This window comes from Amycolatopsis sp. NPDC048633, from assembly GCF_040650695.1.
Taxonomy (GTDB): Bacteria; Actinomycetota; Actinomycetes; order Mycobacteriales; family Pseudonocardiaceae; genus Amycolatopsis.
In genome coordinates, this window is the sequence record NZ_JBEZHS010000009.1 from 168,044 (window position 1) to 182,722 (window position 14,679).

Here is a 14,679-nt window from a genome sequence, read left to right on the forward strand (position 1 = left end):
GGCACACTCGCGACGTGGGCAAGCAGAAGCGACGCGTTCCGGCCGAAGAGACCGCGCGGCCTCGGACCGCCGAGGAGTTCGGCGACGCACTGCTGGCCGCCGCCTCCGAGGTCGCGCGCGGAGTCCGCGGCGCGGCCGGGAAGAGCGCGAACCGGCTGGCACCGGACCTCGAACTGCCGGCCGAGGCGGCCGAAGGCGCCCACCGGGCCGGACAGCAGCTGATCGCCCGGGCCTGCCGGGGCGGCTGGCAGCCCGAAGACCTCCAGCAAGCCGCCCGGCGGCGCGTCGACGAGTTCGCCCGGTCCTTCGTGCTCGACACGCTGGCCGCGCATGCGGACCAGCTCGACGAGGTGGGTGCCGTCCGCTGGTGGACGGAGTCCGAGCCGCACCTGACGCAGTGGGCGGCGAAGCACATCCTGACCCCGGCCGAGGCGCTGACCTCCGTCATCGAAGCCCTGGGCTTCCTGCTGACCTTGCCGGCCCTCGTCCCGCCGGGAACCGCGGCACCGGCCCGCCACACTGTGGACGAGAAGAAGCTGAGCCGCGTCCGCGCGCTGCTGGCGAAAGCCGAATCGAGCTCGTTCCCGGAGGAGGCCGAAGCCCTTTCGGCGAAGGCGCAGGAGCTCATGACGCGGCACGCCCTCGACCGGGTGCTGGTCGAAGCCGGGCCCGAGCTGCCCGCGTCCCGCCGGATCTGGCTCGACACCCCTTACGTCGACGCGAAGTCGCTGCTGGTCCACGTGGTCGCGAGGGCGAACCGCTGCCGGGCCGTCTACGACTCGCGCTGGGACTTCGTCACCGTCGTCGGCGACGAGGACGACCTGGACGCCGTCGCGCTGCTGACCACGTCCCTGCTCGTCCAGGCGACGCGGGCGATGATCGCCGACCCCGCCGGCCGGGACCGGGCGTTCCGGAAGTCGTTCCTCGTCTCGTACGCGACCCGCATCGGCGAGCGGCTCGACCAGGCCGCCGAAGCGACGATCGCGGAGTCGCCGGACCCGGACCGGCTGCTGCCGGTGCTGGCCTCGCACGACCTGGCGGTGGAGTCGGCTTTCACCACGCTCTTCCCCGCGGTGGTCAGCAAATCGGTGACCGTGCGCAGCCACGAGGGCTGGCACGCCGGCCGGTCGGCCGCCGACCGCGCCCGGCTCTCACGCGAGCCGTAGCGCGTACTTCTCCAGTTCCGGCCGCCCGAACGGCAGCTCGGTCTCGTCCAGGGCACCGCAGTCCAGGCCGCGCAGCAGGTAGACCGCCAAGGCCTGGGCCGTCGCCGGTTCGTCGAGGACTCCCCCGGCTTGCTTCTCCGCGTACGCCCGCAACCGCTCCACCGCCGCCGAGAAGCCTTCGCGGTAGAACGTGTACGTCGCCGCGAAGCGCGTCGGCAGCTGGTGCGGGTGCAGGTCCCAGCCCTGGTAGAAGCCGCGCTCCAAGGACCGGCGTACCAGGCGCAGGTGCTCGGCCCACGCCTCCGGGAGCGCGTCGCCGATGGGCAGGCGGTTGGTCGAGCCGTCGGACAACCGGACGCCGGTGCCCGCCGCCGCGACCTGCATCAGGCCCTTCGCCAGGTCCGCCGCCGGGTGCTCCATGCTCTGGTACGCCGCCGCGATGCCCAGGCCCGCGCTGTAGTCGTACGTCCCGTAGTGCAGGCCCGAGCACCGGCCCGACGCGGCCTGCACGATCCGCGCCACCGACAGCGTCCCGTCGAGGTCCACAATGGACTGGGCCGTCTCGATCTGGACCTCGAACCGCAGCGTCCCGGGATCGAGGCCGTACGCGGATTCCAAGCGCTCCAGGACCTCCGCGGCCACCGACACCTGCTCGACCGCCGTCACCTTCGGCAGCGTGACGACGAACCCGGGCGGCAGCGGCCCGTTGTCGAGCAGCGAACCCAGGAACAGGTCCAGGGTGCGGATGCCACGCCGGCGCGTCGCCGCTTCGAAGCTCTTGAAGCGGATGCCGCAGAACGGCGTCCCGCCGGTGGTGGCCAGGGTCTGGCCCGCCGCCCGCGCGGCCGCGTCCTCGACGTCGTCGGGCACGCGGCCGTAGCCGTCCTCGAAGTCGATCCGCAGGTCCTCGATCGGCTCGGTCAGCAGCTTCGCGCGGACGCGTTCGTACACATCGGCGTCGACGCCGAGGAGCTCGTCGTGCTCGATGAAGACGCGCATCGCCTGCTTGCCCCAGTCGGCGACCAGGCGGGTCCGGTACTGCGACGCCGGGACGTAGACCGTGTGCACCGGCTGCCGTCCCGGCCGCTCCCCCGGGTACGCCGCCGCGACGCGCGCGTCGGCCTCGGCCAGGCGCGCGTCGGCGGCGGCGTAGACGTCTTCGGGAAGACGCACTACTTGATCCGCTCGTAGGCGGGCAGCGTCAGGAAGTCGGGGAACTCGTCGGCCAGCGCGACCTGCTCGAACAGCTCGATGGCCGGCAGCAGCCGGTCGGCGGGCAGCTCGCGGGCGAGCTCGCCGCGGACGTCGGCCAGCACGCCGCGCACCAGCTCCGACGTCACGACGTCGCCGGTGTCCAGCGTGGTCCCGTTCTTGACCCACTGCCAGATCTGCGACCGCGAGATCTCCGCCGTGGCCGCGTCCTCCATCAGGTTGTGGATCGCCGCCGCGCCGTTGCCGCTCAGCCAGGACGCGATGTAGCGGACGCCGACGTCGACCGCGGCACGCAGGCCGGCCGCCGTCGCGCCGCCCGGCGTCGAGGCGACGTCCAGCAGCTGGTCGGCGGTCACGCTGACTTCGTCGCGGGTGCGCCCGAGCTGGTTCGGCTCGTCGCCGAGGACCTTGTCGAACTCCTCCTTGCAGAGCTCGACCATGCCCGGGTGCGCGACCCAGGAGCCGTCGAAACCGTCGCCGGCCTCACGGGACTTGTCCGCGTGCACCTTGTCGAAGGCGCCCTGGTTGGCCTCGGGGTCCTTGCTCGGGATGAACGCGGCCATGCCGCCGATCGCGAACGCGCCGCGCTTGTGGCAGGTGCGCACCAGCAGCTCGGTGTAGGCGCGCATGAACGGCGCGGTCATGGTGACGGAGTTGCGGTCCGGCAGCACGAACTTCTCGCCCGCGTCGCGGAAGTACTTGATCACGCTGAACAGGTAGTCCCAGCGGCCCGCGTTGAGGCCCGACGCGTGCTCGCGCAGCTCGTAGAGGATCTCCTCCATCTCGAACGCGGCCGGGATGGTCTCGATCAGCACGGTCGCGCGGACGGTCCCGTGCTCGATGCCGAGCGCCTTCTCCGAGTGGGTGAAGACGTCGTTCCAGAGCCGCGCTTCGAGGTGGCTCTCCATCTTCGGCAGGTAGTAGTACGGGCCCTTGCCGCGCTTGAGCTGCTCGGCCGCGTTGTGGAAGAAGTGCAGGCCGAAGTCGACGAGCGCGCCGACGGCTTCGCGGCCGCCGAAGGACAGGCCGCGCTCGGGCAGGTGCCAGCCGCGCGGGCGGACCACGATCGTGGCGTGCTCGACGTCGTCCTTCAGCGCGTAGCTCTTGCCGCCGCTCTCCAGCGAGATCGTCTCGCGGACGGCGTCGTACAGGTTGACCTGGCCGGACACGACGTTCGCCCAGTGCGGCGTGTTGGCGTCCTCGAGGTCGGCGAGCCACACCTTCGCGCCGGAGTTGAGCGCGTTGATGGTCATCTTGCGGCTGGTCGGCCCGGTGATCTCGACGCGGCGGTCGCGCAGCGCGGGCGGGGCGCCGGCGACCTGCCAGTCGGCCTCGCGGATCTCCTTCGTCTCCGGCAGGAAGTCGAGCCTGCCGGTGGTCCGGGCCTCCTCGCGCCGCTTGCCCCGCGCCTGGAGCAGCTCGTCGCGACGGCCGGCGAAGGCGTCGTGCAGGCCGGCGAGGAAGTCGAGCGCCTCCGGAGTGAGGATCTCGTCACCGCGCTCGACCGGATCGCCCAGCACCTGGACTTCAGAAGACATGGGGAAACACCTCGAAGGTTCGGATCTTTGGATAACGGCCCTACGGTTTTCTACCAGCCGGACTATAGTTTCTGCATAGCGGAACCTCAACGCCGACGTAAGGAGGGCCACCGGTGGCAGCGGAGAAGAACGGGCGCGACGGCGGCGTCCAGTCCCTGCAGCGTGCCTTCGAGCTGCTGGAACACCTCGCGGACACCGGCGGGGAGGCCAGTCTGTCCGAGCTCGCGACGCTGTCCGGGCTGCCGATGCCGACGATCCACCGGCTCATCCGCACCCTGGTCGACCTGGGGTACGTCCGGCAGAACACCAACCGCCGCTACGCGCTGGGCGCGCGGCTGATCCGGCTCGGCGAGAACGCGAGCATGCAGTTCGGCGCCTGGGCCCGGCCGCTGCTGGCGGAGCTGGTCGAGGAGGTCGGCGAGACGGCGAACCTGGCGGTCCTGGAACGCGACGAAGTCGTGTACGTGGCCCAGGTGCCCTCGAAGCACTCGATGCGGATGTTCACCGAGGTCGGCCGCCGGCTGCTGCCCCACGGCACGGGCGTCGGCAAGGCGATGCTGGCGCACCTGCCGTCGTCCGACGTGCGTTCACTGCTTTCGCGGACCGGCATGCCGGCTTATACCGAGCACACGTTCACCGACGCGGACCTGCTGGCCGTCGAGCTTTCCCGGATCGCCGAGCAGGGCTACGCGCTGGACGAGGCGGAGCAGGAGCTGGGGGTCCGGTGCGTCGCGGTGGCGGTGCCGGGCGCACCGGTGCCCGCCGCGGTGTCGGTGTCGGGCCCGTCCGGGCGGCTGACCGCCGAGGCGGTGGCGCACATCGCCCCGGCGGTGCAGCGGGTGGCGGACGCGTTGGGGGCGAGCCTCTCCCAGGCGACCGTCACGGTTTAGGTCAGCTCCCCTTTCAGCAGGTCCATCAGCAGGCCGTCGTGCCAGGTGCCGTCCGGGGCGCGCTCGTAGTCGCGCAGCAGGCCGACCGGGCGGAATCCCACCTTCGTGTAGACCCGGATCGCCGTCTCGTTCGACGCCGCCGGGTCGATCGTCAGGCGGTGGTGGCCGCCGGCTTCGAGCAGGTGGCGGGCCAGGGCGCGCAGCGCGTCCGTGCCGACGCCGCGGCCGTGGAAGTCCGGGTGCACCGAGATGTCGATGCCCGCGTGGCGGTACTGCGGGTCCAGCTCCTCGCAGCTCTGGATCAGCCCGACGACCACGCCGTCGAGTTCGATGGCGTAGCAGGTGAACCCGTCCTCGACGGTGTACAGGCCTTCGGCCTCGGTGTCGGGGTCGCCCCACCAGCGGGCGACCTCCGGAGTGGCGAGGATCTCGCGCAGGCGGGCGCGGTCGGTTGCGACGATCGGGCGCAACCGGACCCGGTCGCCGGTGATGACAGTCATGATTGGTCCTCTCTCGTAGCGAATGACGGCTTCGGGGCGTCTGCTACGAGGAGGGGCACGAGCGGAAGTGCGTCAACCGGGCATGCCCGGAGTGTGCGCCGCCGCGCGGGCCCCGTCACCTGAATATCGCCGGAGGCCGCATGGACACGCACACCGGCGCGCTGACCTGGCTCGCCCAGGGTGCCGCTTCGAACCTGCTGGACCGCCTGGTCGACCGCGCGCTCGAAGGCTCGTCGCTCTCCCCCGCCTGGCCGCGCCCGGCCGGGGCTCCCGCCGGGACCGTCGAAATCACCGTGCGGCACCACGCCACCGCGAAGGGGCGCACGCCGGTGATCCTGACACTGCAGGAAACCGGCAGCCGCACGGGCACGGTGTTCTCGGTCGTCCTGGGGAACACCGCCCGCATCGCGGTCCCGGGTGGCGACTACTTCGGCGCGGCGATGGTGGTCGACCCGCGCCGGCGCACCCTGCAGGGCATCGGCTGGTCGCGGCTGACCGTGGCCGCGCGCCGGACGTCCCCCTGTCTCATCCCGGCGAGCCGCCCGACCGCGCCGGTGCTGCTGCAGCTGGGCCTGCGCAAGGCGGACGGGACGCCGCTCTTCAAGCTCTAGCCGAGCAGGGCGTCCACGAAGGCACCCGGCTCGAACGGCGCCAGGTCGTCCGGGCCCTCGCCGAGCCCGACCAGCTTCACCGGCACCCCGAGCTCGCGCTGGACCTGGAACACGATGCCGCCCTTGGCGGTGCCGTCCAGCTTCGTCAGGACGATGCCCGTCACGTCGATGACCTCGGCGAACACGCGTGCCTGCATCAGGCCGTTCTGGCCCGTCGTCGCGTCGAGGACGAGCAGGACCTCGTCGACCTTCGCCTGCTTCTCGACGACGCGCTTGACCTTGCCCAGCTCGTCCATCAGGCCCGTCTTCGTGTGCAGCCGGCCCGCCGTGTCGATCAGGACCGCGTCGACGCCGGTGTCCACGCCGCGCTTGACCGCGTCGAACGCCACCGCCGCCGGGTCGGCGCCCTCCTTGCCGCGCACGACCTCCGCGCCCACGCGCTCGCCCCACGTCTGCAGCTGGTCGGCCGCCGCCGCGCGGAACGTGTCCGCCGCGCCCAGCAGCACCGTCTTGTCCTGGGCGACGAGGACGCGGGCCAGCTTGCCCGTGGTTGTCGTCTTGCCCGTGCCGTTGACGCCGGCCACCAGGACCACCGCGGGCTGCTTCTGCCCGTCGACGATGTGCGGCAGCGCCCGCACCGCGCGCTCGCTGTCGGTGGACAGCTGCGCCGTCAGCACCTCGTGCAGCACCTCGCGCGCCTCGGCCGACGACCGGATCGCGCGCCGGGACAGCTCGTCGCGCAGCCGCTCGACGATCTGGGTCGTGGTGGCCGCACCGAGGTCGGCCATCAGCAGCGTGTCTTCGACGTCCTGCCAGGAGTCTTCGTCGAGGTCGCCCGCGCCGAGCAGGCCGAGCAGGCTGGTCCCGAACACCGACCGCGACTTCGACAGCCGGCCGCGCAGCCGCTCCAGGCGGCCGGTCGCGGGGTCGATCTCTTCGACGGCGGGAGCGGCCTCCGGCTCTTCCGGCAGCTTGACGTCGCGCACCGTGCGCTGCGCCGAATCGCGCGGCACGGCGGCGTCGTCGCCCACCGCCGGCTGGCCGTCGGTTTCCGGCCGTTCCTCGACGGGGTGCTCGACTTCCGGAGCCGTGCCGCCGGGCGCGAGCGCGATGCCCCCGCTGGCCGCGTAAGAGCCGCCCTTCGGCTTCTCCTCGACCTTGCGCTGGGCGTCCAGGCTGATCCGCCGCCTGCGCGCGACCAGCAGGCCGGTCACCAGGAGGGCGACCAGCACGACGACGGCCAGGACTACGAACAGAAACCAGGTGCTCGACACCCGCCCATCCTTTCATCCGCACCGCACCGGCCCGGACACCCCGTCCGCACAGGCAATTCATAACGACGTAGATCCCGATTGGGCCAAGACTTCACGACGCGGGTTGCGCCACCCGGAGGCCTGCACTAAACCCCTCCGGATGGGGATGCACGCGAGCCACCACTTCCGGGTGATCGGCCTGATTTCGGGCACGTCGATCGACGGTATCGACGTGGCCGCCGCCGACCTGCACGCCGAAGACGGCACCGTGGTCCTGACGCCGCTGGGCGAGCTCGACGTCCCCTACCCGGACCCGCTGCGCGAAGGCCTGCTCGCCGCGTTGCCGCCGAACCCCTGCACCGCCGGCGAGCTGACGCGGCTCGACACCGGCGTCGGCCAGGCGTTCGCCGACGCGGCCGCGCGAGGCGCCGAGGAGCTCGCCGGCGGCCGTGCGGACCTCGTCGCCTCGCTCGGCCAGACGGTGTTCCACTGGGTCGAGGACGGCCACGTCCGCGGCACGCTGCAGCTCGGCCAGCCCGCCTGGATCGCCGAGCGGACCGGGCTGCCGGTGCTGGCCGACCTGCGGGCCCGCGACGTCGCCGCGGGCGGCCACGGCGCGCCCCTGGCGAGCACGTTCGACCAGCTGTGGCTGCGCGGCCTGGCCGAGGACACCGGCCGGCCGGTCGCCGCGCTCAACCTCGGGGGCATCGCGAACATCACCGTCGTCGCCGACGGCGAGCCGGCGATCGCCTACGACACCGGGCCCGCCAACGCGCTGCTCGACCTCGCGGCCCACCGCGTCACCGGGCAGCGCAGCGACGTCGACGGCCGGCTCGCGCTCAGCGGGTCGGTGCGCACCGACCTGCTCGCCCGGCTGCTCGCCGACCCGTACTTCACCGCCGCGCCGCCGAAGTCCACCGGCAAGGAGTACTTCAACGCGCCCTACCTCGACGCCGCCCTCGCCGGGCTGCCGCCGGTCGACCCCGCGGACCTCCTGGCCACGCTGACCGAGCTCACCGCGGTGACGGTCGCCGATGACTGCCGGCGGCACGGCGTCACGACGGTGATCGCGTCCGGCGGCGGCGTCGCGAACCCGGCCGTGATGACGGCGCTCGCGCGGAACCTGCCCGAGACGGTGCTCAAGACCAGCGACGACCTCGGCCTGCCCGGCGCCGGCAAGGAGGCGTACCTCACCGCGCTGCTCGGCTGGCTCACCTGGTGCGGCGTACCCGGTACGGTGCCGTCCGCGACCGGTGCCCACGGGCCGCGCCTGCTCGGCGCGCTCGTCCCGGGCGCCGGGCCCCTGATCCTTCCCGCCCCGCTGGGGGGCACCGTGACGCGGTTGCGAGTCGCGGAGAAGGCCGGATGACAGTAGGAGAAGTCCATGCGTGGTGTTGACCTCGCCATCATCGTGGTCTATCTGGCGGCGATGCCGCTGATAGGCGTGCTGGTCGGGCGGAAGCAACGCTCGGCCGCCGACTACTTCGTCGGCGAGCGCAGCCTCCCGTGGGGCGCGGTGATGCTGTCCGTGGTGGCCACGGAGACCTCGACGCTCACCGTGATCAGCACGCCGGGGCTCGTCTTCGGCAACGCTTTCCTGTTCCTGCAGCTGGCTTTCGGCTACATCATCGGCCGGGTCATCGCCGCGTTCGTGCTGCTGCCGCGGTACTTCCGCGGCAACCTCGTGAGCGCGTACGCGTTCCTGGGCAAGCGGTTCGGCTCGGGTCTGCAGGGCACGGCGTCGGTGACGTTCGTGATCACCCGGCTGCTCGCCGAAGGGGTGCGCCTGTTCGCCGGCGCGATCCCGATCAAGGTGATCCTCGGGCACTACAACATCCACCTCGACTACTGGGTGATCGTGGTGATCCTGACCGCGCTGACCCTGATCTACGCCTACATCGGCGGGATCAAGGCGGTCGTCTGGGTCGACGTCATCCAGCTGACGCTGTACCTCGGCGGTGCCGCGGTGGCCGCGATCGTGCTGCTGAACAAGCTGCCGGGCGACTGGATGACCCAGGCGTCCGACGACGGCAAGTTCATGCTCGTCGACTTCACGAAGAACCTGCTGACCAGCCCGTACGCCTTCATCACGGCGGTGCTCGGCGGCGCGGCGCTGTCGATGGCCTCGCACGGCGCGGACCAGCTGATCGCGCAGCGGCTGATGGCGACGCGCAGCCTGCGCGACGGCCAGAAGGCGCTCATCGGCAGCGGCATCATCGTCACCATCCAGTTCGCGCTGTTCCTGCTGGTCGGGGCGATGCTGTGGGTGTTCAACGGCCGCAAGTCGGTCGCGGAGCTCGGCCTGCAGAGCCCGGACGACGTGTTCTCGCGGTTCATCATCGACGACCTGCCGGTCGGTGTCTCGGGCCTGCTCATCGCGGGCGTACTGGCCTCGACCATGGGTGCGCTGGCCTCGGCGCTCAACGCGCTTTCGACGTCGACCGTGGCCGACCTCTACCAGCGGTTCACCAAGCGCGCGCCCGAGGATTCGAAGCTGCTGCAGCACGGTCGCATGTGGACGCTGATCTGGGCGGTCGTGTTCGCGGTGTTCGCGTCGCTGTTCTCGACCACGAAGAACTCGGTGATCGAGCTCGGCCTGGCCATCACCGGGTACACCTACGGCGCGCTGCTCGGATCGTTCCTGCTCGGCCTGCTGATCAAGAAGGCGCGGCAGCTGGACGCGATCGTCGCGTTCGTCGCCACGGTCCTGGTGATGGCGTTCGTCATCCTCGGCGTGAAGTTCAGCGCGAAGACCGGCGGCCTGATCGGGATCGACTTCTCCAAGGCGGCCGGAGATCGCGTGGCCCTCGCCTACCCGTGGTACACGCTGCTGGGCGTGGTGATCACGCTGGTCGTGGGCGGGTTGCTGTCCTTGCGGCATCGCACGCCGGACCCGAAGGCCGCCGAGGCCGACGCCGTCCCGCCGCCGGAAGAGGTTCCCGCCGCCTGATCCTTCTGAACCGTTTCCGGCGGGCGCCCGTGTCGGTCTGCGGGAGCCCGCCGGGAAGCGGCGGGAGGAATCGAAGGTGGCTTCATGAAACGGATGACGGTGGCGCTCGCGGTCGGCGCCCTGGTGCTCGGCGGCGCGGCGACGGCTTCGGCCAGCCCGGCGCCGGCGAAGGTGCCGGACGCGATCAAGGTTCCGGCCGGCAACCGGGCGCTGGCGAGCTACCCGGCCGAAGGCGTGCAGATCTACGGGTGCACCGCGGGCGCGTGGACGCTGATCCAGCCCGCGGCGGTGCTGTCCAGACACGGCAAGCCGGTGGCACTGCACAGCAAGGGTCCGGTGTGGACGTCCATTGTGGACGGCAGCACGGTCGGCGCGGCGGCGGCGGCTTCGTCGCCCCGGGACGGCGCGATCCCGGAGCTGCTGCTCAAGGCGAACCTCAACACCGGCGACGGCGTCTTCGGCAAGGTGACCTACATCCAGCGCCTGAACACGCGGGGCGGGGTGGCTCCGGCCGGGACCTGCACCGACGGCGCACAGACAGCGGTCCGCTACTCGGCCGACTACGCCTTCTGGGTCGCCGGATAAGCGGATGTGACGCCCTCCCGCTCCCGGTAACCTGGGAGCGGGACAGGGGGTTTCACATGGGGTTCTTCATCGGAATCGGCGCCGTGCTCGTCGTCGTGCTCGCCGTCGCGCTGGTCATGGACCGGTCCGACCGCAAACGCGGCGTCAAGCGGGGCATGATGGCGCCGCGCGGGCGACGGCCGCGGATCGACGACGCCACCCACATCGGCAACGACCTCGGCACGTACGAGCCGCGGGTGCGCGGCGAAGACCGGCGCGCACCGCGCGAAGACGAGGTGTGACGCCTCAGCCGACCGCGACCGGTTCGTCGTCGGCCGTGCGCAGGCGCTGCGAGATCACCTTCGTGATGCCGTCGCCCTGCATGCTCACGCCGTAGAGCGCGTCGGCGATCTCCATGGTCGGCTTCTGGTGGGTGATGATGATCAGCTGCGACGAGTCGCGCAGCTGCTCCAGCAGCCCGATCAGCCGGCGCATGTTGGTGTCGTCGAGCGCGGCCTCGACCTCGTCCATGACGTAGAAGGGTGACGGCCGGGCGCGGAAGATCGCGACCAGCATGCCCACCGCGACCAGCGACTTCTCGCCACCCGACAGCAGCGACAGCCGCTTGACCTTCTTGCCCGGCGGGCGCGCTTCGACGTCGACGCCGGTGCTCAGCAGGTCGTCCGGCTCGGTGAGGACCATCCGGCCCTCGCCGCCCGGGAACAGCACGCTGAACACCGTCTCGAACTCGCGGGCCACGTCCGCGTACGCCCCGGCGAAGACCTCGAGGATCTTCTCGTCGACCTGCTTGATCACGGCCTCGAGGTCCTTGCGGGTGTCCCTGAGGTCCTCGAGCTGCGTGGAGAGGAACTTGTAGCGCTCCTCCAGCGCCGCGAACTCCTCCAGCGCGAGGGGGTTGACCTTGCCCAGCAGGGAAAGGTCCTTCTCGGCGCGCTTGGCGCGGCGGGCCTGGGTGTCGCGGTCGTAGGGCATCGGCGGCGGCGGGGTGACGTCCTCGCCGCGGTCCTTCGCCGCTTCGTACTCGGCCATCTCGCCCGCGCTCGGCGGCACCGGGACGTCCGGGCCGTACTCCTGGACCAGGTCGGCGAGGCCGATGCCGAAGTCCTCGGCGATCTTGGCTTCCAGGGTCTCCAGCCGCAGCCGCTGCTCGGCGCGCTGCACCTCGTCGCGGTGGACGGCGTCGGTCAGCTTCTCCAGCTCGCCGGTCAGCTCGCGGACCTTGGCGCGGACGCCGGTCAGCGCGGCCTCGCGGCTCTGGCGGCGAGCCTGGACCTGGTCGCGTTCGGTGGCCGCCCGCTGGACGGACTGCTCGATGCGCTCCAGGGCGATCTCGCCGCCGTTGACGACGGCGTTGGCGATCTCGGCGCCACGCTTGCGGTTCGCGGCAGCGCGCTCGGCGCGTTCACGGGCCTGCTGCTCGGCGTGCGCGGCACGGCGGAGCCCTTCGGCCCGGCCCGCGATGCTGCGCGCCCGCTCTTCGGCGGTGCGCTGCGCGAGCCGCGCCTCCATCTCCTCCTGCCGGACGACGGCCAGTTCCTCGACCGCGGCGTCGCGCTCGGCGGTGTCCGGGTCGTCCTCGACGGGCTGCTCGGCGACGGCGGCGAGCCGTTCCTCCAGCTCGGCGAGCTGCACCAGGGCCTGCTCGCGGCTCTGCTCGACCTTCGCGCGCTGGCCGCTGAAGCGTTCGACCTCGGCCTGGGCCTGGCGGGCCGCCTGCTGCAGCCGGCTGAGCCGCTCCGACGACCGGGCCTTGCGGACCTTGGCCTCACCCAGCGCGTCCTTGGCCTGGGAAACCTCTTCGCGCCGCGCCTGCTGCTCGGCGCGGGCGCCTTCCAGCTCGGCCGCGTACCGCTCCAGCGAGCGTTCGGCCGTGCGGAGCCGCTCCCCGGCCTCGTCGACGGCGGCCTGGACCTCGATCACGCTCTCGCGCTTGCCGGAGCCACCGATCGCCCAGCGGGCGCCGAAGACGTCGCCTTCGGCCGTGACCACCCGGACGTCCGGGTGCGTCGCGACCAGGTGGCGGGCCGCGTCGAGGTCGCGGACCAGGGCCAGCTTGTCGAGGGCCTGTTCGACGGCGGGCCGCAGCTGCGCCGGCGCCGTGACGACCTCGCGGGCCCAGCGCGCGCCTTCGGGCAGCGACGGCCACGAGTAGGTGTCCACAGTGGACTCGGGCCCGCCGAGCAGGATGCCGGCGCGGCCGGAGTCGGTGTCCTTCAGGTACTTCAGCGCGCGCAGGGCGTTTTCGCCGCCCGCGACGGCGACCGCGTCGGCCACCGGGCCGAGCGCCGCGGCCAGCGCGACCTCGTGACCGGGTTCGACGGTCAGCAGCGCGGCGACCGAGCCGAGCAGGCCCGGCAGCTCGTGGGACGCGCCGAGCAGCGCACCCGCGCCGTCCTTGCGCCGCAGGCCCATCGACAAGGCCTCGACGCGCGCTTTCTCCGAGGCGATCTCGCGCTCGGCGGTGCGTTCGGCCTTGACCAGCTCTTCGACGCGCGCCTTGGCCGCGTTGTTGGCCTCGACCGCGCGGTCGTGGCGGTCCATCAGGCCGGAGTCGTCGGACTCCTCGACGCCGCCCTCCGCCTTGGCCACTTCGAGCTCTTCGACGGCGATCTCGGCGCGTTCCGCGGACTCCTCGAGGGAGACGCTCAGGCGGTCGATCTCGTCGGAGGTGGCGCCGTTCTTGCTGCGCAGCGCCTCGACCTGGCCGGTCAGCTTGGCCATGCCCTCACGGCGGTCGGCGATGGCGCGCACGGCGGCCCAGTGGGCACGCTCGGCGGCCTGGACGCGCTGTTCGAGGTCTTCGCGCCGCAGCACGGTCTGGGCGAGCAGCTCCCGCGCCTCCATGACGGCCTCGTTGAGCTCCTCTTCCTGCTCGGCGACGCGCTCGGCCTCTTCGAGGAGCTCTTCGGGGTCGCGGCCGCCGGTCGAGGTGGAGACGTCGGCCGACAGGTGGCGCTGGCGTTCGATCGCGAGCCGGACGGTGCCGCGCAGACGCTCGGCCAGCGCGGACAGCTTGTACCAGGTCTCCTGGGCGCTCTGCAGCAGCGGCGCGTCCTCGGCGAGCGAGGACTCCAGCTCGGCTTCTTCGGCGGAGACGATCTCGAGGGTCTGCTCGACCTCGGCGCGGCGCTGGCGGGCGGTCTTCTCGTCGGCCTCGTCGCGCTCGATCGTGCCCCGCTGGGTGACCAGGTCGTCGGCGAGCAGGCGCAGGCGGGAGTCGCGCAGCTCGGACTGGACCGACTGGGCCTTGCGGGCGATCTCGGCCTGCTTGCCCAGCGGCTTGAGCTGGCGGCGCAGCTCGGTGGTGAGGTCGCCGAGGCGGTCGAGGTTGCCCTGCATGTTGGCCAGCTTGCGCAGGGTCTGTTCCTTGCGCTTGCGGTGCTTGAGGACGCCGGCGGCCTCTTCGATGAAGGCGCGGCGCTCTTCGGGCTTCGACTCGAGGATCGCCGACAGCTGGCCCTGCCCGACGATGACGTGCATCTCGCGGCCGATGCCGGAGTCCGACAGCAGCTCCTGGACGTCCATCAGGCGGCAGCGGTCGCCGTTGATCTCGTACTCGCTCGCGCCGTCGCGGAACATCCGGCGGGTGATCGACACCTCGCCGTACTCGATGGGGAGCGCGCCGTCGGCGTTGTCGATGGTGAGGGTGACCTCGGCGCGGCCGAGCGGGGCGCGGCCCGCGGTGCCGGCGAAGATGACGTCCTCCATCTTGCCGCCGCGCAGGTCCTTGGCGCCCTGGGTGCCCATGACCCAGCGCAGCGCGTCCAGCACGTTGGACTTGCCCGAACCGTTCGGCCCGACCACGCAGGTGATGCCCGGCTCGAAGCGCAGCGTGGTGGCCGAAGCGAAGGACTTGAAGCCCTTGAGCGTCAGGCTTTTCAGGTGCACTGGGTGCTGACCCCTCTGGCTGCCGGTACTGGCGATTCAATCGTCCCAGGCTACCCGGGGGTCCCCGGGCACCGCCGGACGCGCCC

At 71.9% G+C, this 14,679-nt stretch carries 12 protein-coding genes; 7 read left to right on the top strand and 5 right to left on the bottom strand.

Annotated elements, in window-relative coordinates; all coding sequences use genetic code 11:
* The first annotated feature begins 14 nt into the window (after positions 1-14).
* Complete coding sequence (locus tag AB0C38_RS19090) at positions 15-1,166, top strand: DUF2786 domain-containing protein (RefSeq protein ID WP_360674645.1); 1,152 nt, start codon at positions 15-17, stop codon at positions 1,164-1,166.
* On the opposite strand, the gene AB0C38_RS19095 is transcribed toward AB0C38_RS19090, so the two are convergent.
* Both AB0C38_RS19095 and aceB read right to left on the bottom strand, forming a co-directional pair.
* Positions 1,152-2,339: an aldolase gene (locus tag AB0C38_RS19095; protein WP_360674648.1), complete on the bottom strand. Its 1,188-nt coding sequence runs from the start codon at positions 2,337-2,339 to the stop codon at positions 1,152-1,154. The two genes, AB0C38_RS19090 and AB0C38_RS19095, sit on opposite strands and share 15 nt — an antisense overlap.
* Entirely contained in the window at positions 2,339-3,916 is a 1,578-nt protein-coding gene (aceB, locus tag AB0C38_RS19100) for a malate synthase A (RefSeq protein ID WP_360674651.1), read from the bottom strand. Before aceB ends, AB0C38_RS19095 begins: the two co-directional genes overlap by 1 nt.
* 113 nt (positions 3,917-4,029) lie before the next feature.
* Here aceB and AB0C38_RS19105 point away from each other — a divergent pair, with 113 nt between their 5' ends.
* Complete coding sequence (locus AB0C38_RS19105) at positions 4,030-4,806, top strand: IclR family transcriptional regulator (RefSeq protein ID WP_360674654.1); 777 nt, start codon at positions 4,030-4,032, stop codon at positions 4,804-4,806.
* Here the strand turns inward: AB0C38_RS19105 and AB0C38_RS19110 are convergent.
* Positions 4,803-5,306: a GNAT family protein gene (locus AB0C38_RS19110; protein ID WP_360674657.1), complete on the bottom strand. Its 504-nt coding sequence runs from the start codon at positions 5,304-5,306 to the stop codon at positions 4,803-4,805. The two genes, AB0C38_RS19105 and AB0C38_RS19110, sit on opposite strands and share 4 nt — an antisense overlap.
* 140 nt (positions 5,307-5,446) lie before the next feature.
* Between AB0C38_RS19110 and AB0C38_RS19115 the strand changes: the two genes are divergently transcribed.
* The gene (locus AB0C38_RS19115) at positions 5,447-5,917 is read left to right on the top strand and encodes a hypothetical protein (protein ID WP_360674660.1); all 471 of its coding nucleotides are present in this window, start codon (positions 5,447-5,449) and stop codon (positions 5,915-5,917) included.
* Here the strand turns inward: AB0C38_RS19115 and ftsY are convergent.
* A complete protein-coding gene (gene ftsY / locus AB0C38_RS19120) occupies positions 5,914-7,191 on the bottom strand; it encodes a signal recognition particle-docking protein FtsY (RefSeq protein ID WP_360674663.1) in 1,278 nt (425 codons plus the stop codon). The genes AB0C38_RS19115 and ftsY overlap by 4 nt on opposite strands.
* 139 nt (positions 7,192-7,330) lie before the next feature.
* Here ftsY and AB0C38_RS19125 point away from each other — a divergent pair, with 139 nt between their 5' ends.
* From AB0C38_RS19125 to AB0C38_RS19140, 4 genes are all read left to right on the top strand, one after another.
* Positions 7,331-8,539 (top strand): anhydro-N-acetylmuramic acid kinase, encoded by a 1,209-nt coding sequence (locus AB0C38_RS19125; RefSeq protein WP_360674666.1) that lies wholly within the window; start codon positions 7,331-7,333, stop codon positions 8,537-8,539.
* A gap of 15 nt (positions 8,540-8,554) precedes the next feature.
* Positions 8,555-10,120, top strand: a complete 1,566-nt coding sequence (locus tag AB0C38_RS19130; protein WP_360674669.1) for a sodium:solute symporter — start codon at positions 8,555-8,557, stop codon at positions 10,118-10,120.
* 84 nt (positions 10,121-10,204) lie between these two features.
* Positions 10,205-10,705, top strand: a complete 501-nt coding sequence (locus AB0C38_RS19135; protein ID WP_360674672.1) for a DUF3455 domain-containing protein — start codon at positions 10,205-10,207, stop codon at positions 10,703-10,705.
* A gap of 56 nt (positions 10,706-10,761) precedes the next feature.
* Positions 10,762-10,986: a hypothetical protein gene (locus AB0C38_RS19140; protein WP_360674675.1), complete on the top strand. Its 225-nt coding sequence runs from the start codon at positions 10,762-10,764 to the stop codon at positions 10,984-10,986.
* 4 nt (positions 10,987-10,990) lie between these two features.
* Here the strand turns inward: AB0C38_RS19140 and smc are convergent, their stop codons facing one another.
* Positions 10,991-14,593, bottom strand: a complete 3,603-nt coding sequence (smc, locus tag AB0C38_RS19145; RefSeq protein WP_360674678.1) for a chromosome segregation protein SMC — start codon at positions 14,591-14,593, stop codon at positions 10,991-10,993.
* Positions 14,594-14,679: the final 86 nt, after the last annotated feature.

Coding starts and splice junctions, on each gene's coding strand:
- AB0C38_RS19140 (WP_360674675.1), top strand. CDS start 10,762: ATGGGGTTCTTCATCGGAATCGGCGCCGTGCTCGTCGTCGTGCTCGCC.
- AB0C38_RS19125 (WP_360674666.1), top strand. CDS start 7,331: ATGGGGATGCACGCGAGCCACCACTTCCGGGTGATCGGCCTGATTTCG.
- AB0C38_RS19135 (WP_360674672.1), top strand. CDS start 10,205: ATGAAACGGATGACGGTGGCGCTCGCGGTCGGCGCCCTGGTGCTCGGC.
- AB0C38_RS19115 (WP_360674660.1), top strand. CDS start 5,447: ATGGACACGCACACCGGCGCGCTGACCTGGCTCGCCCAGGGTGCCGCT.
- AB0C38_RS19130 (WP_360674669.1), top strand. CDS start 8,555: ATGCGTGGTGTTGACCTCGCCATCATCGTGGTCTATCTGGCGGCGATG.
- aceB (WP_360674651.1), bottom strand. CDS start 3,916: ATGTCTTCTGAAGTCCAGGTGCTGGGCGATCCGGTCGAGCGCGGTGAC.
- AB0C38_RS19110 (WP_360674657.1), bottom strand. CDS start 5,306: ATGACTGTCATCACCGGCGACCGGGTCCGGTTGCGCCCGATCGTCGCA.